Annotated in this window: 27 protein-coding genes and 1 other annotated feature; of the genes, 26 read left to right on the top strand and 1 reads right to left on the bottom strand. The window is 53.5% G+C overall.

Going from position 1 to position 20,470, the window contains the following annotated elements:
- Nucleotides 1–85: 85 nt before the first annotated feature.
- The 20 genes from LKE53_05835 to LKE53_05740 all read left to right on the top strand — a co-directional run bounded on the left by LKE53_05835 (nt 86) and on the right by LKE53_05740 (nt 13,346).
- On the top strand, nt 86–1,099 hold the full coding sequence (locus LKE53_05835) for a stage III sporulation protein AA (GenBank protein MCH3972273.1): 1,014 nt from the start codon (nt 86–88) through the stop codon (nt 1,097–1,099).
- On the top strand, nt 1,029–1,514 hold the full coding sequence (locus LKE53_05830) for a stage III sporulation protein AB (protein ID MCH3972272.1): 486 nt from the start codon (nt 1,029–1,031) through the stop codon (nt 1,512–1,514). Before LKE53_05835 ends, LKE53_05830 begins: the two co-directional genes overlap by 71 nt.
- Before the next feature lie 21 nt (nt 1,515–1,535).
- Nucleotides 1,536–1,730 (top strand): stage III sporulation protein AC, encoded by a 195-nt coding sequence (gene spoIIIAC / locus LKE53_05825; protein MCH3972271.1) that lies wholly within the window; start codon nt 1,536–1,538, stop codon nt 1,728–1,730.
- A gap of 2 nt (nt 1,731–1,732) precedes the next feature.
- Nucleotides 1,733–2,122: a stage III sporulation AC/AD family protein gene (locus LKE53_05820; protein MCH3972270.1), complete on the top strand. Its 390-nt coding sequence runs from the start codon at nt 1,733–1,735 to the stop codon at nt 2,120–2,122.
- Between the two features lie 8 nt (nt 2,123–2,130).
- Nucleotides 2,131–3,312 (top strand): stage III sporulation protein AE, encoded by a 1,182-nt coding sequence (locus LKE53_05815; GenBank protein ID MCH3972269.1) that lies wholly within the window; start codon nt 2,131–2,133, stop codon nt 3,310–3,312.
- Nucleotides 3,309–3,770 carry a stage III sporulation protein AF gene (locus LKE53_05810; GenBank protein MCH3972268.1) on the top strand — a complete coding sequence of 154 codons (462 nt, stop codon included), beginning with the start codon at nt 3,309–3,311 and terminating at the stop codon, nt 3,768–3,770. The genes LKE53_05815 and LKE53_05810 overlap by 4 nt, the downstream gene beginning before the upstream one ends.
- A complete protein-coding gene (locus LKE53_05805) occupies nt 3,763–4,335 on the top strand; it encodes a stage III sporulation protein AG (protein ID MCH3972267.1) in 573 nt (190 codons plus the stop codon). Before LKE53_05810 ends, LKE53_05805 begins: the two co-directional genes overlap by 8 nt.
- Before the next feature lie 104 nt (nt 4,336–4,439).
- Complete coding sequence (locus LKE53_05800; GenBank protein MCH3972266.1) at nt 4,440–5,051, top strand: SpoIIIAH-like family protein; 612 nt, start codon at nt 4,440–4,442, stop codon at nt 5,049–5,051.
- A gap of 139 nt (nt 5,052–5,190) precedes the next feature.
- A complete protein-coding gene (gene nusB / locus LKE53_05795) occupies nt 5,191–5,628 on the top strand; it encodes a transcription antitermination factor NusB (protein ID MCH3972265.1) in 438 nt (145 codons plus the stop codon).
- Nucleotides 5,621–6,556 (top strand): peptidase M22, encoded by a 936-nt coding sequence (locus tag LKE53_05790; GenBank protein MCH3972264.1) that lies wholly within the window; start codon nt 5,621–5,623, stop codon nt 6,554–6,556. Before nusB ends, LKE53_05790 begins: the two co-directional genes overlap by 8 nt.
- A complete protein-coding gene (gene xseA / locus LKE53_05785) occupies nt 6,553–7,716 on the top strand; it encodes an exodeoxyribonuclease VII large subunit (GenBank protein ID MCH3972263.1) in 1,164 nt (387 codons plus the stop codon). Before LKE53_05790 ends, xseA begins: the two co-directional genes overlap by 4 nt.
- Nucleotides 7,694–7,906 (top strand): exodeoxyribonuclease VII small subunit, encoded by a 213-nt coding sequence (gene xseB, locus LKE53_05780; GenBank protein MCH3972262.1) that lies wholly within the window; start codon nt 7,694–7,696, stop codon nt 7,904–7,906. The genes xseA and xseB overlap by 23 nt, the downstream gene beginning before the upstream one ends.
- A gap of 26 nt (nt 7,907–7,932) precedes the next feature.
- A complete protein-coding gene (locus LKE53_05775) occupies nt 7,933–8,586 on the top strand; it encodes a class I SAM-dependent methyltransferase (protein ID MCH3972261.1) in 654 nt (217 codons plus the stop codon).
- A complete protein-coding gene (locus LKE53_05770; GenBank protein MCH3972260.1) occupies nt 8,573–9,475 on the top strand; it encodes a polyprenyl synthetase family protein in 903 nt (300 codons plus the stop codon). Before LKE53_05775 ends, LKE53_05770 begins: the two co-directional genes overlap by 14 nt.
- Before the next feature lie 66 nt (nt 9,476–9,541).
- Nucleotides 9,542–9,618: a sequence feature (ribosomal protein L21 leader region), on the top strand.
- A 12-nt stretch (nt 9,619–9,630) separates the two neighbouring features.
- Nucleotides 9,631–9,939, top strand: a complete 309-nt coding sequence (gene rplU / locus LKE53_05765) for a 50S ribosomal protein L21 (GenBank protein MCH3972259.1) — start codon at nt 9,631–9,633, stop codon at nt 9,937–9,939.
- The gene (locus LKE53_05760; GenBank protein MCH3972258.1) at nt 9,939–10,262 is read left to right on the top strand and encodes a ribosomal-processing cysteine protease Prp; all 324 of its coding nucleotides are present in this window, start codon (nt 9,939–9,941) and stop codon (nt 10,260–10,262) included. The genes rplU and LKE53_05760 overlap by 1 nt, the downstream gene beginning before the upstream one ends.
- A 3-nt stretch (nt 10,263–10,265) precedes the next feature.
- Nucleotides 10,266–10,550, top strand: coding sequence for a 50S ribosomal protein L27 (gene rpmA, locus LKE53_05755; protein MCH3972257.1), 285 nt, complete (start codon nt 10,266–10,268; stop codon nt 10,548–10,550).
- A 127-nt stretch (nt 10,551–10,677) separates the two neighbouring features.
- Nucleotides 10,678–11,949, top strand: coding sequence for a GTPase ObgE (obgE, locus tag LKE53_05750; GenBank protein MCH3972256.1), 1,272 nt, complete (start codon nt 10,678–10,680; stop codon nt 11,947–11,949).
- Nucleotides 11,950–11,990: 41 nt separating this feature from the next.
- A complete protein-coding gene (locus tag LKE53_05745; protein ID MCH3972255.1) occupies nt 11,991–12,404 on the top strand; it encodes a ribonuclease III in 414 nt (137 codons plus the stop codon).
- Between the two features lie 6 nt (nt 12,405–12,410).
- On the top strand, nt 12,411–13,346 hold the full coding sequence (locus LKE53_05740; protein MCH3972254.1) for a YitT family protein: 936 nt from the start codon (nt 12,411–12,413) through the stop codon (nt 13,344–13,346).
- Nucleotides 13,347–13,418: 72 nt separating this feature from the next.
- Here LKE53_05740 and LKE53_05735 read toward each other — a convergent pair whose 3' ends face one another.
- Nucleotides 13,419–13,574, bottom strand: a complete 156-nt coding sequence (locus LKE53_05735; GenBank protein ID MCH3972253.1) for a hypothetical protein — start codon at nt 13,572–13,574, stop codon at nt 13,419–13,421.
- Nucleotides 13,575–13,636: 62 nt separating this feature from the next.
- Between LKE53_05735 and LKE53_05730 the strand changes: the two genes are divergently transcribed.
- From LKE53_05730 to LKE53_05705, 6 genes are all read left to right on the top strand, one after another.
- Nucleotides 13,637–14,989 (top strand): RsmB/NOP family class I SAM-dependent RNA methyltransferase, encoded by a 1,353-nt coding sequence (locus tag LKE53_05730; GenBank protein MCH3972252.1) that lies wholly within the window; start codon nt 13,637–13,639, stop codon nt 14,987–14,989.
- Between the two features lie 143 nt (nt 14,990–15,132).
- A complete protein-coding gene (locus LKE53_05725) occupies nt 15,133–16,203 on the top strand; it encodes a branched-chain amino acid aminotransferase (protein ID MCH3972251.1) in 1,071 nt (356 codons plus the stop codon).
- Between the two features lie 60 nt (nt 16,204–16,263).
- Nucleotides 16,264–17,160 (top strand): RluA family pseudouridine synthase, encoded by an 897-nt coding sequence (locus LKE53_05720; protein MCH3972250.1) that lies wholly within the window; start codon nt 16,264–16,266, stop codon nt 17,158–17,160.
- A 54-nt stretch (nt 17,161–17,214) separates the two neighbouring features.
- The gene (locus tag LKE53_05715; GenBank protein MCH3972249.1) at nt 17,215–18,024 is read left to right on the top strand and encodes a hypothetical protein; all 810 of its coding nucleotides are present in this window, start codon (nt 17,215–17,217) and stop codon (nt 18,022–18,024) included.
- A 30-nt stretch (nt 18,025–18,054) separates the two neighbouring features.
- A complete protein-coding gene (locus LKE53_05710) occupies nt 18,055–18,513 on the top strand; it encodes an S-ribosylhomocysteine lyase (protein MCH3972248.1) in 459 nt (152 codons plus the stop codon).
- A 260-nt stretch (nt 18,514–18,773) separates the two neighbouring features.
- Nucleotides 18,774–20,312: a M23 family metallopeptidase gene (locus LKE53_05705; protein MCH3972247.1), complete on the top strand. Its 1,539-nt coding sequence runs from the start codon at nt 18,774–18,776 to the stop codon at nt 20,310–20,312.
- The last annotated feature ends 158 nt before the right edge of the window (nt 20,313–20,470 follow it).

Here is a 20,470-nt window from a genome sequence, read left to right as displayed (position 1 = left end):
GCTTTTTGCTGCCCCTTTGCCGGTTCTAAGCGGCAAAGGGGCTTCATAGGATATAGGGACATGGGAAAGGTGGGACAAACCAAAAATGAAAATGGAAACAGAAAATGCACAGAAGTTTCATCAGGCAGTGTCGGCATTGTGCCCGCGGCTGCGGGTGCTGCTGCTGCGTCTGCCGGAAGAAATACAGGCAAAAGTATCAGAAATACGCCTGCATGTTGGCAGGCCGGTCTGCCTTTGGAACGGCAGCAGCACTTGGTTTTTAACTGACGGCGGTGTGACACCACTGCCGCAGAACGGCATCTGTGCCACTAAAACAGATTTATATGAATCTTTCCGTACCTTATGCAGCTTTTCAGTTTACAGCTATCAGGAGCAGATACGTGAAGGTTATGTTACACTGCGCGGCGGCCACCGCGCGGGTCTTGGCGGCACGGCCGTTTTCAGCGGCGGCAGGGTCAGCGGTATGCGCGACATCACTTCTGTCAATCTGCGTATCGCCCGGCAAATCGAGGGGTGCGCACAACCGCTTTTGCAGCGTGCCGGAGATTTAAGCGGCGGGCTGCTGCTTGCGGGGCCGCCGGCTTCCGGCAAAACGACCCTGCTGCGGGATATTGCACGGCAGCTTTCCAGCGGTGCCTGCGGGCGTATTCATAAAGTAACCGTTGTAGATGAACGCGGTGAGCTCTGCGGAGCAAGCTGCGGAGAGTACGGCAGCGACCTTGGTCCCTGCTGCGATGTACTGGACGGTTTTCCCAAAGCAGAGGGCATGCTGATGGCGCTGCGCACCCTGTCGCCGGAGTATCTCATCTGTGACGAACTCGGAACGCGGCAGGAGACAGAAGCCCTGCTGCAGAGCGTAAATGCCGGTGCCAGCGTTGTTGCAAGTATTCACGCGGGCAGTTTAGAGCAGCTTGCGTCACGACCACAGGCGTATGCCATGCTGCAGAGCGGCGCTTTTCAGCATGTTGCCCTTTTGGCGGGCGGAAAACCCGGCAGGATCACAAAGCTTGTAAAGGCAGGTGATCTGCTTGCTCAAAGCGGTGGGGGCGCTCTGCCTCATCTTCGCGGGAACAGCGGCGGGCTGCCTGCAATCGCGTAAGCTGCGCAGAAGACGCGACCGGCTGCAGGCTTTTCTGCAGTTCTTAGCAGAGGCAAAAACGGAAATATCTTATACGGCGGCGCCAGTGGAAGAAATCGTGGAGCGCCACGGAAAAAAACTTTCCTTTTTGCAGCCATATTTTCAGGCGGTACAAGAAGGTCAGCCATTTGTGCAGGCGTGGCGAAAAGCCGCCGCAAACCCGGCCCTTACGCCGCAGGAGCGCGTGCTGCTGCGGGATTTCGGTGAAGGCTTCGGTGCAACGGATGTGCAGGGCCAGCTTGCGCACTGCAGCCTGTATGAGGAATTGACCAGGCAGGAATTAGGGGAAGCACAGAAAACCTACCAGAAAGACGGCCGGCTTTACCGCATGCTGGGTGTCTGCGCGGGGCTTATTTTTGCTCTGGTATTACTGTAAAGGAATGCGGAGGGACGTTGCATGAATGTAGACCTGATTTTTAAAATTGCCGCAATCGGCATCATTGTGGCCGTCTTAAATCAACTGCTGATTCGTTCCGGTCGGGAAGAGCAGGCAATGATGACAACGCTGGCAGGGCTGATCGTGGTGCTGATGATGATCATTCAGCAGATCGATGTCCTGTTTCGCACCATCAAGTCTACATTTGGGCTGTGAATATGAATCTGACAGGGGTGATCGGCGCGGCGCTTATTGCGGCGGTGTTTACTGCTTTGCTGCGCCGAGAAAGCAGCGAGTACGCCATGGTGCTGCGCATTGCCGCCGGTATTTTAATTGCACTGGAGATCTTGCAGGCAGTACTGCCTGCGCTTCGGCAGATTTCCAGTCTGTTGTCTGCGGCGGGGGTCGGCGGGGAGTACAGCGGCATTCTGCTGCGCACGCTGGGGGTCGTGTTTCTTACACAGTTTGCGGCAGATGCTTGCCGCGATGCAGAGGAGCGTGCACTTGCCAATAAAGTGGAGCTCGCCGGCCGGGTAAGTATTCTTGTACTGGCGCTGCCACTTTTTGCGCGGGTGGCTTCTATTGCGGCAGCTTTGGTGAAAAAGTAGGGGGAAGTATGAAAGGCAGAATTTCACAAAAGCTTTTCCGCGGCGTGGTGGCGCTGCTGGCTGCTTTACTGGCCACGGCCTGCGCCTGCATTCCGTCTGCTGCCGCAGAAAGTTCTAGTCAAAGCACAGCAGAGAGCTATTACGCGCAGCAGGCGCAGGCGAGCGGCGCCGACCAGCTGCCGGGAAAGCTGCCGGAAGAAACGAGAAAGCAAATTGCCAATTTTGGGGTGGACGACAATCACTTTCAGAGTATTGGAAACCTTGACCCCAAAAAATTCTTTTCAGCCGTGTTCGGTATTGCCGGTACAGAGGGAAAAGGACCACTTCATGCAGCCGGTGCCTGCCTAGGCATTATTTTGCTTTGTGCACTGGTTAATTCTATGAAGCTTTCTTTCGGGGATCGGCCGCTGGGCGGGGTTGCAGATGTAATTGCCGCTTTGAGCATCTGCGTCGGCATTATTGAGCCAGTTGTGGAGGTGTTGGTGCGGGCGGCCTCAATTATTAAGACCGCGTGTGGGTTTACGCTGGCAGCGGTGCCGGTGGGGGCAGCAGTACTGGCGGCGGCCGGCCGCCCGGCAAGTGCCGCCTCAATGCAGATTATGCTGACCACAGCGGGCAATGCGCTGCAGGTGCTGTCGGCCTGCGTGTTCGCTCCAGCTATGAAAATCTGCCTTGCCATGGCGGTAGTTTCGGCCATTTCGCCCGACATAAGCCTTTTGGGTATTTTTCGCTTTTTCAGCAAAGCGGTCAAGTGGCTTTTAGGCCTTTCTATGACGTTATTTACAGGTATTTTGGGAATGCGGCAGCTGGTGGCCGGCGGCACCGACACCATGACAGGGCGGGCTGTGCGCTTTGCAGTCAGCAGCGCGGTGCCGGTCGTGGGAAATTCTTTAAGCGATGCGCTGGGGGCTGTGACGGGCTGTGTGCAGATGCTCCGCTCCGGTGTTGGTGCTTTTGTACTGCTGGCATTGTTTGCACTGTTTCTGCCGATTATTCTCAGCAGCCTTTTGTGGATGCTGATGCTGCAGCTTTGTGCTGCAGTCAGCAAGGTCTTTGATTTGCGAGAAGTAGAAACTTTACTGCAGGCCTGCGGAAATGTACTGGAAATTCTGCTGGCAGTTTTGCTGTGCTCTATGACGGTGTTGATTGTTTCGTGCACTGTTATGCTGACCATGGGCGGTGCGTCGTGATTCGCGCGTGGGCGGGCGGGTTGTGTGCGTTGGCGGTTGCGGCAGCAATGATTCGCTTTTTGGCGCCGGACGGCTCCATGCGCAAAATGCTCCGGTTGATTATGGGGGCTGTAGTGTTGTGTGCCATCATTAACCCGTTGCTGCAGACAATCCCAAAACTTTCGTCAGCGCAGCAGCAGAGGACTTCCAGTACAGCTGTATCGGATTTTACCAAGCTGGTGCAGCAGCAGGAGGAAAGCGCTGTGCAAAAACAGACAGAGAGTATTGCCGCAGCCGCACTGCAGCATGCAGGCATTCCGTACAGCAAAATTGACACGCAGCTGCAGTGTACTTCCGGCAATAGGACCTGTACCGTCAGTGTGCTGGTTACTCTGCCGCAGGGTGGAAACATACAGCGGGCCAAGGCCCTACTGAAAGAAACACTGGGCGTGGATGTGGAGGTGACAAGCAGTGGATGAAACAGATAAAAAAATAGGATTTCTGCAAAAACTTTCGCACAGTGATACCGGCCGTCGGGCGGTCCTGATTCTCGGCGTCGTGGGTATCGGGCTTATTTTCCTGTCCAGTATTCTTTCCAGCGGCAGCAAAGGCACGTCTTCCACAGCGCAGGCAGCCAGCAGTACCGTCAGCGCTGCCGCAGCCGATGACACCTATGCTAAAAAGCTTGAGCAGGAACTGACCTCGATAATTGGACATATCCAGGGCGCCGGTACCCCGCATGTGCTGGTGACTCTGGAAGAGGGCAGTGCCGAAATCTATGCGCAGGAAGAAAAGCGCGCGACCCAGCAACAGGGCAGTTCCGGTCAAAATACCGACAGCCAGGAAACTGGATACATCATTGTAAAAGACGCAGACGGCAGTGAACACGCCCTGACAGTCACCCGCCGGCAGCCTAAAGTGCAGGGAGTAGTGGTTGCCTGCCCTGGTGCCGCACAGCCTGCCGTACAGCAGGCCGTACTTGAGGCGGTTTCCGCTGCGGCAGGGGTCAGCAGTGCCCGGGTCTGCATTGTGCCGTCGGCGTAGTCCATAGATTCCTGGTATTCTCAGGCAGTGTACCGCATAAACATAAAATAATCAGAAAATCCGGACACAGTCCGTTTACGGGAAAGCGAATGGAGGAGTACAGAATGAAGGTAGAAAAGCGTCAGCTGGTACTGGCCGCGCTAGTGGTGGCACTGGGGGCGGCCGTTTATTTGAACTGGAGGTTTTCCAATGGGAATCAGGTCCTTGCAAAAGATGCAGCCGCATCGCGTGACCTAGGGCAGGTGCAGCTAGTCAATGCTGGAGAGGCATCGTCTTCTGCCGCAAGTTCCGGTAATCCTTCGGCTGCATCGTCTGCTTCATCGGCAGCTTCCAGCACCAAGGCCGCAGCATCTTCCGGCAGCGATTACTTTACCGAGGCGCGCCTAAACCGCCAAAAAGCCCGTGACAATGCGGCGCAGATGCTGGAAAAAACGCTGACTGACGCGGGCTCGAGTGACGCCGCGAAAAAAGAGGCTGTCAAACAGTCGGCAGACCTTGCACAAAACCAGCTAAAAGAAAGCAATGCCGAAAGCATTCTCAAGGCAAAGGGCTTTTCGGATTGTGTCGTGTTTTTGGAAAACGGCGAATGCAGCGTGGTCGTAAAAGAGGGCAGCACCAATATGGAAAACGCCGCGCTGCTGGTAAAAGATACCGTTTCGGGGCAGACAGGCGTTTCTTATGATAAAATCAAAGTGATAGAACAGAAAGCTTCTTAAACGCCGCGCGGGTTTCTGGTGTTTTCCTTGCAAGTCCTGGTACGTGCGTGTTATACTAATGATAAGCGGAATTTGACAAATGAACAGTTCCTGCATAAAATCCTCCGCTCAGGGGGATTTTTTCATTTTGGGGGTAACTATGAAACGACATGAAGCACGCAGACAGGCTTTTTGCCTGCTGTTTGAGCAAAGCCTTAACGGCGGCACAATTGATGAATTGATCGATTACGCGAATGAAGCCGGCTCTTTTGTGCCGGAAGACAGCGAAAACCAGGCACCTGTGCCGGTAGATGACTTTGCCGTAAAAATTGCCTGCGGCGCAGAAGCACACCAGGCAGAGCTTGACCAGCTGATCAGCAAGTACGCGCGTGGCTGGTCGCTGCAGCGCCTTTCCCGGGTGTGTCTGGCACTTGCGCGGCTGGCTCTGTACGAGATGAAATGGGAAAAAGAAATTCCGGTGAGTGTTTCCATCAACGAGGTGGTCGAGCTCGCCAAACAGTACGGCGATGCAGGGGATCCGCCCTTTTTAAACGGCATTTTGGGCAGCGCTGCAAAGGAGCTGCCGCAGAATGAGTGAGATCCTTGCACTGGATACCAGCAACTACACCACGAGTACTGCGCTTTTTCGGGATGGAGAAATCTTTCAGCAGAAACGCCTGCTGCCGGTAAAAAAAGGGGAGCTTGGCCTGCGGCAGAGTGACGCGGTATTTCACCACGTGCAGCAGCTGCCAGAGCTGCTGGAAGCTCTACTGAAAGAGGAGCCGCTCAAAAACCTAAAAGCTGTGGGTTGCTCTACACGGCCGCGCACCCAGCTGGGCAGCTATATGCCCTGCTTTACGGTTGGCCACGGCGCTGCGCGGGCGCTTTCGGCCGCATTCGGTGTGCCACTGCACCTGTTTTCTCATCAGCAGGGGCATATCGCGGCGGCGTTGTGGTCGGCAAAGCGGCTGGATCTGTTTTCAAAGCCCTTTCTTGCATTCCATGTTTCCGGCGGTACGACGGAAGCGGTACTGGCGAGTCCCGGCGGCGAAGAGCCTTTTACAGTCACGCTGCTGGCTCAGTCGCTGGATTTAAAAGGCGGACAGGCCGTAGACCGCGTCGGAAAGCTTCTGGGTCTGCCGTTCCCGGCCGGTCCGCAGCTGGAAAAGCTGGCGGCGCAGTCACAGCGGCAGTTTCGTGTTCACCCCTCGATGAAGGGCGCAGACTGTTCCCTTTCCGGTATTGAAAACAAATGTCAGAAAATGAAAGCGGAAAATGAGCCGGCGGCTGATATCGCGAAGTACTGTCTGTGCAGTGTGCTTGCCGCACTGGACGCGATGGCGGCCGCGCTGCTGAAGGAACACCCCGGCCTGCCGCTGGTCTTTGCAGGTGGAGTGATGGCAAATCAGTTTATCCGAAAAGCGCTGACACAAAAGTACGGCGCCTGTTTTGCTGAACCCATTTTTTCTGCGGACAATGCTGCCGGGGTGGCGGTGCTGGCGGCACGTGAGGAGGGCCTTCTGTGAAGCAGAGTTTTGTACTGACCGTGACGCAGATAAACCAGTACGTAAAGTCTTTGCTCGAAGGCGATGACAACCTGCACTGCGTCTATGTGGCGGGGGAAATCAGCAACTTTACCGACCACTACCGCTCAGGACATCTGTACTTTTCTTTAAAAGACGAAAAATGTGCCATTAAGACAGTCATGTTTGCTTCCGCTGCACGGCGGCTGCGCTTTCATCCGGAAAACGGAATGAAGGTGTTGGTGCGCGGGCGCGTTTCTTCCTATGAAGTTTCCGGGCAGTATCAGCTGTATGTGGAAGAAATGCAGCCGGTCGGCGCGGGCGAGCGGGCGGTAGCTTATGAGCAACTGAAAGAAAAGCTGCAGAAAGAGGGCCTGTTTGATGAGGCCCGCAAGCGGCAGATGCCCCGCTGCCCCACAAAAATCGGCGTCATCACTTCACCGACCGGCGCAGTTATCCACGATATACAGAATGTGCTGTCACGGCGCTGGCCGCTGGCAGAGATCCTTTTATACCCGGTGGCGGTGCAGGGGACAGAGGCGGCACCGCAGCTGGTGCAGGCACTGCAGAGCTTCAGTCAAAGACAGTGTGCAGACGTTGTGATTATCGGCCGTGGCGGCGGCAGTGCCGAAGATTTATGGGCTTTTAACGAGGAGGCAGTCGTGCGCGCGGTGGCCGCGTGCAGCGTCCCGGTTATTTCGGCGGTGGGACACGAAACAGATGTGACCCTTACGGACTTTGCCGCTGACTTGCGTGCCCCTACTCCGAGTGCTGCTGCTGAGCTTGCCGCACCGGATGCTGCCGAGTTGAAAGAAACCCTTCTGCAGACGGCAGTCTCTCTGCATACAGGGCTGGAAAATCGGCTTAATGATGAGCGTATGCAGCTGGATCTGCTATCGCAGTCTTTAAAGGAAGCGTTGGAAAAGCCGACGCAGCTGCGCCGGCAGGAGCTGCGCACCCTTGCAGGTAGACTGGAGGACCTAAATCCGCTGCGCGTATTGTCCCGCGGGTATTCGCTCGTAACCGACGCCGGCGGCTGTGTGCTGACGGATCCCAAAGAGGTTTCTGTAGGCGAGCGGGTACGTGTGCGCATGCATCAGGGGACACTTTCCTGTATGGTGGAGAAAAAGGAGGACCTGCATGAACAAAAAAATGACATTTGAGCAGGCTATGGATAAACTAGCGCAGGTGGTACAGCAGCTGGAAAGCGCTAGTGCACCGCTGGATAAAACCATGAAGCTCTATCAAGAGGGCGTTGAACTGACTGCTTTCTGTTATGATAAGCTGCAGAAAGCAGAGCAAAAGATGAAAATAGTCACCGAGGGAAAAGCTTCGGCTGATACAAAAACGTAAAAAATCTGTTGGGAGGTATTTTAAACATGCGTGATGAAGAAGGATTTGACGAGTGGTCGGATACGTATGACGAAAGCGTAAAAGAAACTGAGGCAGCACAGAAATATCCGTTTGCCGGCTACCAGACCGTGCTGCGCACTGTTTACCATAAAATTGATACCGAAAAACAGCCGTCTGTGCTTGACTTCGGCTTTGGTACAGGAAAACTGACAAAGAAGCTGTATGATTCCGGGTGCAGAATTTCGGGTATTGATTTTTCCATTAAAATGGTAGAAACAGCACAGGAAAAAATGCCGGAGGCAAAGCTGGTACAGGCGGACTTTTCCAAGGGCCTGCCACAAGAGCTGCGCGGCGAAAACTTTGATGCCGTCATCAGCACCTATGCGTTTCATCACCTGACAGATGAGCAGAAGGCCGCATTTCTGCGGGAATTGCTGCAGTACTTGAAGCCGCAAGGGAAAATTATCATCGGCGACGTGATGTTCCGTACTTTGGCCGAGAGGGAAGCCTGCCGCGAAAAGAGTGGAGATGACTGGGACTCAAGCGAACATTATCTTGTCTTTGACCAGTTAAAGCCGCTTTTTCCTGCAGCTGTATTCCAAAAGATTTCTTTTTGTGCCGGGATTCTGACACTCTCTAAAGAAAGCTCGTGCAAAGGAGCAAATCATGAATCACTCTGAGTTTGATGCGCAGATGAAAACCTATGCGCATATGACCGAGGAAAAAATAAAAGAATTGGTGCCCGAGGAGCCGCAGCTGCCCGAGGCCGTTTTGTATAGTGCTATGCGCTACAGCCTTTTGGCCGGCGGCAAGCGGGTGCGCCCGGTTCTGATGCTTTCGTTCTGCACGCTCTGTGGCGGCAGTGTGCAGGCAGCGCTGCCGTTTGCCTGCGCGCTGGAAATGGTACACACCTATTCGCTGATTCATGACGACCTGCCCTGCATGGACGACGACGACCTGCGGCGCGGGCGTCCCTCTAGCCACAAACAGTTTGGTGAAGCAAACGCTCTTTTGGCCGGCGATGCCCTCCTTACTAAGGCGTTTGAGGTGGCTGCGGCAGACTCTTCTGCAAAACAGGTTGGCAGCGGGCGTGCCCTGAAAGCTGCCGCAGTTTTGGCAAAGGCAGCCGGCGACCACGGTATGGTGGCGGGACAGGTGCTGGACCTGCTCAATGAGAAAAGGCAGATCACAGTACAGGAACTAAAAGATATCGATGCCAAAAAGACCGGTGCCATGATTCGTGCAGCGGCAAAGATGGGCTGTGTCTTAGCGGGCGCTAGCGAAACAGAGACTGCTGCAGCCGACAGTTATGCCAAAGCACTGGGCCTTGCGTTTCAGATTCAGGATGATATTCTGGATGTCGCAGGTGACATGCAGGCCCTGGGCAAGCCGGTGGGCAGTGATGCGCAAAATGACAAGGCCACTTATGTCACGCTGCTGGGCCTGCAGAAAGCGCAGCAGACGGTGCAGAAGCTGACCGACTGTGCCAAACAGGCGCTGGCACCCTTTGGCAAAAATGCTGAGTTCCTCTGTATGTTGGCAGACAGCCTCTCTCAGCGTAAAAATTAAGTACAGGCTGTTAATCAACACAGTCAGCCCTGCTAAAATGTGTTGACAAAAAGATTAAGCCATGATAAAATAATGAAGCCGCTTATTTTGGGTATAAGTGGGCCTTTTTGGTCCCGCCTACAATAGCGAGTCTAATGAAAGCAGGTTCTCAGTTTATGTATGCAATTATTGAAACCGGCGGCAAGCAGTATAAAGTAGAAAAAGACGACGTTGTCTTTGTCGAAAAGCTTGCAGCAGATGAAAACAGCACAGTTGACTTTAAAGTCATCGCAGTCAGCGGCGACAACGGCCTTACCGTTGGTAAGCCATATGTCGAGGGCGCTTCCGTAAAGGGCAAAGTCCTGAAAAACGGAAAAGCAAAGAAAATCAATATTTGGACTTACAAAGCCAAAAAAGGCGAGTCTCGCAAAATGGGTCACCGCCAGCCTTACACAAAGGTTCAGATTGAGTCTATCGAAGCCTGATGATTACCTGCAGTTTCCTTTCGGATTCTCAGACAGGGCAGTGTGTCGGCTTTGAGCTGCAGGGCCATGCAGAGGACGCGGAAAGCGGCAGCAGTATTGTCTGTGCGGCGGTTTCTTCCGCTGCTTACCTTGTTGCCAATGCAGTAACGGATGTTTTGCAGGTCCCGGCAGAGGAAAGTGAAAATGACGGGCATCTGCTTGTGCGGGTGTCTGCAGCGCAGCAGAAGCGCTGTGCTCCGTTTTTTCAGGCACTCAGGCTTCATCTCGCAAATCTGAAAGAGCAGTATCCGCAACAGATCCACATGACAAATAAAGAGGTGTAAAAAATGCTGAAAGTTAATATTCAGTTATTTGCTCATAAAAAAGGTATGGGTTCCACAAAGAACGGCCGTGATTCCGAGTCTAAGCGCCTTGGCGTAAAGCGCGGAGACGGTCAGTATGTGTTGGCTGGCAACATCCTCGTCAAGCAGCGCGGCACACATATTCATCCCGGCCAGAATGTGGGCATTGGCTCGGACGATACGCTGTTTGCAAAAGTAAGCGGCAAAGTAAAATTTGAGCGCATGGGCGCAGATCGCAAGAAAGTCAGCGTTTACGAAGTAGAACAGTAAATCGGCAAAGTAAATCCCGGGCTTTTCTGGCCTGGGATTTTTGTTGTTTTCGGGAAAGAATACACTTAGCAAAGACATTTATTTTATTTCTGCGGAAGACATGCCCGCAGCGCCGAAGGAGTTTTTTATGTTTATAGATCAGGCAAAAATCCATATTAAAGCGGGTGACGGCGGCGACGGCGCGGTTTCTTTCCGCAGGGAAAAGTATGTTGCTGCCGGCGGCCCAGACGGCGGCGACGGTGGCCGCGGCGGCAGTGTCTTTTTTCAGGCCGATGACAGCATTTCCACCCTCTCCGATTACCGCTACCGGCACAAATTTGTCGCTAAAAATGGCGAGGCCGGCCGTGGCAAGCGCTGTTCCGGAAAAAAGGGCGAAGACCTGCTTTTACGTGTGCCGCGCGGTACTCTGGTAAAAGATGCTGCCACTGGACGGCTGTTGGCGGATATTTCCGGCGATGAGCCGCAGAGCGTGCTGCAGGGCGGCCGCGGCGGCTGGGGCAATATCCATTTTGCAACACCAACCCGGCAGGTCCCGCGCTTTGCAAAGCCGGGCACACCTGGTCCGGAGCTGGACGTGCAGCTGGAGCTGAAGCTTTTGGCAGATGTCGGCCTTGTCGGTTTCCCAAATGTTGGGAAAAGTACGCTTATCAGCGTGGTAAGCGAGGCAAAGCCTAATATTGCGGATTATCATTTCACCACTCTGACCCCAGTTTTGGGGGTTGTGCACCTGCCGCAAGGGCGCTCATTTGTCATGGCAGATATTCCCGGCCTGGTCGAGGGCGCATGGCAGGGCGTTGGTCTGGGTCACCAGTTCCTGCGGCACGTCGAGCGCTGCCGCCTTTTGCTGCATGTGGTTGACGTTTCCGGCAGTGAGGGCCGCGACCCGAAAGAGGATTTCCGTATTATCAATGAGGAACTCAAAAAATTCAATCCGGAACTTGCAAAGCGCCCCATGATTGTTGCGGGCAATAAGTGTGACTTAACAAATGAGGCCCATATTGCAGATTTTGCTGCCTATGTCGAAAAGCAGGGTTATGCATTTTTCCCCATCATGGCACCCATTCATGAGGGAGTCGCCCCACTGCTCAATGCGGTCAGCGAAAAGCTCAGCCAGCTACCGCCTATCCGCCGCTTTGAGCCGGAAGCTGCACCGCTGAAAAAGCCAGAGGAGATTCCGCGCGGTGAGGTCAAGATTACTCACCAGGACGGCATCTATCTGGTAGAGGCACCGTGGCTTCTTCAGGTTATGCGCTCTGTCAATTTCGACGATTATGAGTCCATGCAGTATTTTCAGCGTGTGCTCATTGAGACCGGCGTCATCGACCATCTGCGCGAGGCCGGCATACAAGAAGGCGACACGGTTTCCATTTATGATGTACAGTTTGATTTTGTAGAATAAAATAAAAAGAATGCCTGCCGCCGCAGGCGGAAAGGCAGAATATGGAACGCTTTTTAGATCTTGCCTGTGACCCGAAAACGCTGAGTCCCCTGACGCTTGCATTTGTGGGGGACGGTGTGTTTGAGCTTTTTGTACGCGAAAAACTAGTGTGCGAGGCAAACCGCCCGGTCAATACCCTGCACAGATGTGCCGTGCGCCAGGTCTGCTGTACTGCACAGTCCGCGGACTGTGCAGTGCTGCAGCCGCTTTTGACAGAAGAAGAGACAGCGGTTTTACATCGCGGCCGAAATGCACATACTAACCATGTCCCCAAAAATGCCTCTGTCGCCGAGTACCACGCAGCAACCGGGCTTGAGGCGCTGTTTGGTTATTTGTATTTGCAGGGCAAGCTTGACCGCCTGCGCGAGCTGTTTGGGGCTTTGCTGCAGGGAGAGAAAAAAACGCAGGAGGAGTAAGGAAAAGTGTCGGGAAAACAAAAGAAAACCGCCAAAAGCGTGCTGGTTGATCTGCTGCTTTACTTTGCCAGCGGATGTATCTTTGCCGTAGCCATTCGGGTCTTTACGGCGCCCAATAAAATTGCGCCAGGCGGGGTTACCGGCCTTGCTACCGTGCTAAACTACGTTTTTGGTCTGCCAATCGGTCTTGTCAGTTTTCTTATCAATATACCGATTTTTATTGCGGCCTTTATGGGCATTGGCTACCGAATTGTTTCCAAAACGATTGTCGCTTCGCTTTTCAGCTCTATTGCAATCGACTGGTTCGGCTCTATGCTGCCGGCTTACAAAGGCGACCCAATGCTTGCGGCCATTTTTGGTGGCTTGCTTGAGGGCATCAGTCTTGCCATTGTGTTTATGCGCGGCGCAACAACCGGCGGAACTGACTTAGTCGCGCGCCTGCTGCAGCGGCACTTTCGCCATTTGAGCACGGGCAAACTGATGATGTCCGTCGATGTGGTTGTCGTTGTCATTTCGGCAATCATTTACCGCCGTGTGGAAAGCGTTTTGTATGCAGTCATTTACCTGTTTGTTTCTACCAATGTAATTGATGCACTGCTGTACGGCGCCGACAGCGGCAGCGGTAAGGTGCTGTGGATTGTCACAAAATATCCGGACGAAATTGCGCAGCGCATTTTTAAAGAAGTGGACCGCGGCGTAACGGCGATGCACTCCAAGGGCATGTACAGCGGCCGCGAGGGTGAAGTGCTGATGTGTGCGGTCAGCCGGTCAGAGGTTTACCAGGTCATGGACCTTGTGAAAGATGAAGATAAAGATGCCTTTATCATTGCCGGCGAGGCAGCACAGATTCGCGGCGAGGGCTTTCGCAGTTCCACTCCGGCAGATAAAACCCTGCCTGAGATTCTGTCGGAACATAAAAAATCGGATTCTGACCAAAAATAAAAAAGGGACCGGACAGTGCCGCAGAGAGTTCTGCGGGGCTGTCCGGCCCGGCTTTTGCTGTTCCAGCCGACTTTAGCCTTCTGTATCGGAAGAATCCTTTTTGTTCTGTGCGTTCTGTGTTTTGCGGTTCTGGCCATACTGCTGGGACTTGTTCTGGCCGTTCTGCTGAGCTTTGTCAGTATGAGTGCAGTTCTCGTATTTGTCAGAAGAATAGTTCTGGTTATCCAAGATACTCACCTCCTTACACGGTCTAGTATGAACCGGGAGATAAAAAATATACGAAGAGAGTGATGAAATTGCAGCTGCCCACCGCCTTTGCCGAGCGTATGCAGCATCAGCTGGGTGCAGAAGCTTCGGCCTTTTTTGCCTGTTATCAGCAGCCGCCGCTGCGTGCACTGCGGCGCAATCCGCTGAAATGCACACAGGAGATTCTGGAAAAAAATCTGCCGTTTTCTTTAAAAAAAGCACCATTTTCGCCGCTCTCTTATTATGTGCCAGAGTCGTTTCGTCCCGGCAGAGAGCCGCTGCACCACGCCGGTGCCTTTTATATGCAAGAGCCCAGTGCGGCCGCCGCGGTAACAGCACTGGCCCCGCAGCCGGGGGAACGCATACTGGACTTGTGTGCGGCACCGGGTGGAAAGAGCACTCAGATTGCAGGCTGTCTGCAGGGCCGCGGCCTTTTGTGGAGCAATGAGGTTGTGCACGGCCGCGCAAACAGTCTGCTTTCCAACATTGAGCGTCTTGGGGTTGCAAATGCGGTTGTCAGTTCCTGTCGGCCGGATGTGCTCTGCAGTACGCTGAGCGGCTTTTTCGACCGTGTGCTGGTAGATGCGCCCTGCTCTGGTGAGGGCATGTTTCGGCGCGATGAGGGCGCTGTACAGGAATGGAGCCCTGCGCATGCTGCAGCCTGCGCAGTCAGGCAGCTGGCAATTCTGCAAAGTGCACGGCAGGCGGTCCGGCCGGGCGGTGTACTGGTCTACTCAACCTGTACTTTTTCACCGGAAGAAAACGAGGGGACCATTACTGCATTTTTGCAGAATAATCCGGATTTTCATCTAGAAGATACTGGCTTGTCTGCAGGGCGGCCGGCGCTGCAGACAGCCCGCCGCATTTATCCGATGGATGGCGGGGAGGGGCACTTCGTCGCTTTTCTTCGTCGGGAGGGCGACGCCCCGGGTACGGAAATTTCTGCATCTCAGCTGCCGTTTTCTGCTGCCGCCGCAGAGCTTGCCAAAGAGCTGTACGTGCAGCCGATGCCCGGCGTGCCGGCGCAGATTGGTGAGCGGCTCTATTTACTGCCGCAGGGCCTGCCGCCGCTTATGCACCTTGGCGTGCTGCGTGCCGGCGTACTGCTCGGCGAGGCAAAACCGGTGCACCGAAAAAATGCGCCGCCGCGCTTAGAACCTGACCATGCGGCCTTTATGGCAGCACGTCCCGATCAGCTGCGGCAGTGCGTGAATCTTTCCCATGAAGACCCGCGCGTTTTTGCTTTTCTGCGCGGAGAAGAAATTGAAGCTGAAGAATCCTGCCGCGGCTACTGCGGGGTCGCGGCCGCGGGCGTGACCGTCGGCTTTGGCAAATGCAGCGGCGGCCGCTTAAAGAATCATTACCCCAAAGGGCTGCGCCTGCTTGCAGGAAAATAACTTCTGCAGAAAATAGCAAAGAATGTAACATGCTTTACATTCTTTTTGTCGGTGTTGTGCCATAATGTTGGCAAGCTTAGCCTTGTCAGCAATGTACTGATGTGATAGAATAGAAGGCAATAATACGAAAGAGGGCTTTTTTTATGCAGGAGATCCGCTATGAACTGACAAAAACGCCAAAGAAGAAACCGGCCCCGGGCGATCCGCTGCCCTTTGGCACCATTTTTACAGACCACATGTTTGTTATGGACTACACCGTCGGCATTGGCTGGCACGATCCCCGCATTGTACCATATGCGCCGCTGCAGCTTGACCCTGCTGCCATTGTTCTGCATTATGCGCAGGAGTCTTTCGAGGGCATGAAAGCTTACCGTACACCCAAGGGCGACATTCAGCTTTTTCGTCCGGAAAAGAACGCTGCGCGCTTTAAATCCACCAACGAGCGCATGGTTATGCCGGTCGTGCCGGAAGAGGACTTTGTTACGGCAGCCAAGGCACTGGTAAAGACCGAAAAAGACTGGGTGCCAAGCCAGGCCGGCGAATCTTTGTACATTCGCCCGTTCTGCATTGCGACCGAGGCTCATTTAGGTGTAAAGCCTTCTGATACTTACAAATTCATGATTATCTGCTGCCCGGTTGCTGCCTATTACCCGACAGGCCTCAACCCGGTCAAGATTTACGTAGAGGACAAATACGTACGCGCAACACCCGGCGGCACAGGCTACATCAAGTGCGGCGGCAACTATGCAGCTTCCCTGATTTCACAGGAGATTGCGGAGTCTTTGGGTTACAGCCAGACTCTTTGGCTTGACGGTGTAGAGCGCAAGTACGTGGAAGAAGTTGGATCTATGAACTGCTTCTTTAAGATTGACGGCACCATTTATACAGCGCCTACTGTTGGTACGGTTCTGCCGGGCGTCACCCGCATGTCCTGTATTGAACTGCTGAAAAAGTGGGGCTATGAAGTTTCTGAAAAACGTCTGCCGGTTGTCGATGTTATGAAAGCGGCAAAAGAGGGCAAACTAGAAGAAGTCTTTGGCACCGGCACCGCGGCTGTCATTTCCCCGGTCGGTGAGCTGCGCTACAAAGATGAGGTCGCCAAAATCAATGGCGGCAACATCGGCGAAGTTACCCAGCGCCTGTACGATACTCTTACGGGTATTCAGTGGGGTCGTCTGCCGGACGACATGCACTGGATCACAAAAGTCTGCTGAATTTAAAATTTTCAGAAATGCCACTCTGCGCTGCGGGGTGGCATTTTTTACGGAGGAACTATGCGCGAAATTTCTTTTACAGTACCGAAAACTCATGAAGGGGTGCGCGTGCGGGGTTTCCTGCGCGGATACTGCGGGGTTTCCGCGCGGCTGCTGGCACAGTGCAAGCGTGTTGAAAACGGCATCACGGTAGGGGGCATACAGAAAATCGCCACAGATAAACTGCATACAGGAGAAGTGCTGACTCTGCGCCTGCCGCAGGAGCGCGAAAAGGCAGAGCTGCACCCCAACGGAGCGCCGCCGCTTTCGGTTTTGTATGAGGATGCCTCTGTGCTTGCGGCGGATAAGCCGGCCGGCATGATTATTTATGCACGCGCGGGGCAGCTGAGCGGCACACTGCGAGATGTAGCGCTTGCTTATTTTCAACAGCACGGCGAAGCCCCGGCTTTTCACCCGCTCTACCGCCTGGACCGCGATACGACCGGCTTGGTTCTGCTGGCTAAAGACCGCTATGCTGCTTGTGCGGTCCCGCCTACGGTACAGAAAACCTACTGGGCTGTTTGCGAAGGCATGCTGAGTGGCCAGGGAACGGTGCGCGAGCCGCTTGGTCCAGTGCCCGGCAGCAAAGTAAAACAACAGGTTTGTGCAGAGGGCCGACCGGCAGTAACCCATTGGCGGGCAGTTGGCAGCGCAAACGGCCATACACTGGTGTGCTGCGTTTTAGAGACCGGCCGCACACATCAGATTCGTGTACACATGGCGTACCTTGGTCATCCGCTTGCCGGCGATGACTTTTACGGCGGCAGCAGGCAGCTGATCGGTCGGCAGGCGCTGCACTGTGCAGGTGCGCACTTTGTTTCGCCGGCAGCAGGGGAGCAGACTGTCTCTGCGCCTTTTCCGGCAGATTTTTCGGCTCTGCTGTGTGAGCTGGGGCTTTCCTGCCCGGCGTGCAGGTAGTATTCTTTTTGACAGTATGGTACAATACAGATGTCTGTAAAAGGAGGGCTTGCTATGCCGGCAGCAATTACGTATTATCTGTATGCAGGGCGTGTAAAAGAAGTACTGCAGGAAGCGGCAGATTCCGTTTCTGATGAAGCAGCCTTTTTGTGGGGCGCACAGGGACTGCAGATTTTATCTCTGCAGCCTGAACTAAAGATTGGTGCAGCAGCTGTAGAGCGGCAGACATCCGAGCAGCTGCAGTCCCTTTTGCGCATTTATGTACAGCAGTCTGCGGGTACCGCATCGCTTTCCTGTGCATGTGGCTTTTTGTGCGCGGCTGTTCTGCAGAAAGAGACGACGCCATTCATCAGCTGCTTTGCGCAGAGGCTGCAGGAACAAGACCCGCAGCAGCCGGCGGAGATCTTGGTTAATGAAGAGGAAACAGCCCTAGATACCATTTTGCTGCGCTATGAGCGTGGGCTGCTGCCAACCGATTTTCCGCTGCAGAAAACACTGCCAAAGTCAGACACAGCCTCACAGCAAACAGCAGGGCTGTGTGCCTTTTTATTTGGAAAACTGACGAGTACCGCAGAAAGTGAGGAGCTGTGTGAAAAAGCGGCTGCCGACTGCCGCCGCCTTTATCGGCGCACGACAGACCCCACGGGGCTTAGGCGCATCTTTTACCAAAGGCACGAAAAAAATGGTCTGCACCAAAAGTCCAGCCAAATGCGCAGCTTTATGGAAGACGGCAGTTTTGATTACGCGAATCTGCAGCAACTACCCTGGGGCACTGCACCCCAAGCGGACAGCCGCACGTTTTTGCAGCTGTATGAGGACATAATCCCGCTGGGTGCGGATTTGCTTCGTACTTTTCTATTGTAAAAGAATTATTGGGAAAGGATAGACCAGATTATGAGAAGAATTGCAAGTTTTTGTGTGAACCATAATACCTTAACGCCCGGCATTTATACTTCCCGTATCGACGGCGATATTACAACGTACGACATCCGTATGCGCACACCAAACCAGCCGCCCTTTTTGCCGCAGGCTGCGCTGCACACGATAGAGCATTTGTTTGCCACTGCCGCGCGCAACAGCCGCTTTGGCGACCGCGTCATCTACTTTGGGCCTATGGGCTGCCGCACCGGTTTTTATCTGCTTGTGCGCAGCATGAGTCAGCAGGACGCTATCACGCTGATTCAAGAGAGCTTCCAGCAGATCGCCGACTGGAAAGGCGAGATTCCCGGAGCCAAAAAAGCAGAGTGCGGCAATTATCTGGAGCATGACCTTGCAGGCGCAGTAAAAGAGGCGAAGGCCTTTTTGCCGATTATTGCAAAGTGGCAGCCCGCTGACCTTGCGTACCGCCCGTAAAAATACCAAGGAGAGGAAATGAAGTGAATTCTTATACAGAATGATTAAGATTTATTAAATCTTTAGGAACAGAAAGAAACCGAATATGCACGTAAGGCGGGTTATAAGCCAAAAAATTGGCGAAAGACCTGCTTTTTTTGTCGAGAAGAAATGGTTGCAAGTTTGTAACTCTTGCTTTATAATGAAATCAGTTTTTAGTAGTTTTTAGAAAATACAGGAAGAAAACTGAAAACAAGATAGATAGAAAGGATACGCTTTTCATGCAGGAAGATCAGAAAAAACAAGAGAAAAAGATTTCGCTGCCAGAGAAGAAATCTCTTTTGCCACAGGTGTATACGGCTTCTTCCCGAGCGAAACATACAGCACGCTTTTTGCTGCCGGCAGTGGCACTTTTTGTGACTGCCGGTGCGGCATATGGCGCGCATTCTTTGTGGGACGAAACGACACAGGCTGCCAGCGTGCAGCTGCGCAGCGCATCTCCTTTTGTACAGAATATGTCGTCTGTGCGGCCGGCTCAGCAGTTTGAGCTGCGCTTTGCCTTGACCGATAATGCCGCCGAACAACAGAAGAGCGCTTCTACTGTGCAGATGTTTGCAGTCAATACGCCAAAACAAAAACAGGCGGCTACAGGCCTTTATGTAGATGGAACCTTTGTCGGTGCAGTAACAGACAGCGCAAAACTGCAGACTATGCTGAATACCCTTTTAGCGAATGAGCAGGTCAGTACCGGCGGAAAAAATGCTGTATTTTTAAGCCAGATGAAATTGGTGCCTGGTGAGTATGACACCGCCAGCATTGTGACGGATGATGCCATGCAGGTGCTGCTTTCCGGCGAAAAAGCAAAGACCAAAACGTATACCGTGGCAAAGGGCGACACTGCAGATTCTATTGCAAAAAAGAATGGCCTGACGCCGGCAAGGCTTGCAGAAGTAAACCTTGGCACAAATATGAAGACATTGCAGCCCGGAGACGTTATTCAGCTGGAGCCGCGCAAAAAACTCGTTTCTATCAAGACAGTTGGAAGCCAAACCGTTTCTCAGGCGTTGCCCTACGCGAAAAAGACAGTTTCGTCCGCTTCTCTTTACCAGGGGCAGACAACTGTACAGACAAAAGGTGCCAATGGCAAAAAGACAACAACCTATCAAATTACGTATGTCGACGGAATTGAAACGGCACGCAGTACGTCTGCGGTGCAGACTGCCAATCCGGTAGATGAAGTAACCGCAAAGGGGACAAAAGTGCATCCTGTTGTCACGGCGGCAGCGGGTACTGCAACCGGCAGCTTTTTGTGGCCGGTCCCAACACTTACCAGCATTACTTCCGGCTATGCTGCGCGGTGGGGCAAGTTCCACTATGGCCTTGATATTTCCGGCAGCGACGCTATGGGCCAGCCAATCTATGCGGCCGACGGCGGCACCGTACAGGTTGCCGGCTATGATGAGGGCGGCTACGGCAATTATATTATGATTGACCACGGCAACGGTTTCTGCAGCATTTACGGCCACGCCAGTAAGCTGCTGGTAGCGCAGGGCGCAAAAGTCGCACAGGGTCAGTTGATTGCACTGGTTGGCAGCACCGGCCACTCTACCGGTGCCCACTGCCACTTTGAGGTGCATAAAAATGGAGAAAAAATTGATCCGACCAATTTGGTAAATGCCGACTCTGCCAAGGCAGTGTCTTATCTAGGGCAAAAGCTTACAGCAGAGCAGATTACCGCGATGTCAACGGCTGCACAAAACACAGCGAAAACATCACTTGCGTCATATCAAAAGAGCGCGACTGTTCTATCCACAAAATAATATCCCGTATTTTTAATAAAAATTATGCAACTTTTTTAAAAGCGGCACTTTGCCTGTATTTTACAGGGAAAAGCGCCGCTTTTTCTGCAGGGTTTACACCCTGCTTTTCGGTTGACAACAGCCGTTTCTTGCGGTATTATCATAAAGGTACATTTACA

Source organism: Oscillospiraceae bacterium, assembly GCA_022483045.1.
Classification (GTDB): Bacteria; Bacillota; Clostridia; order Oscillospirales; family Acutalibacteraceae; genus Caproicibacterium.
The sequence above is the reverse complement of the archived record's forward strand: the minus strand, read 5'-3'. Positions and strand labels throughout refer to the sequence as shown.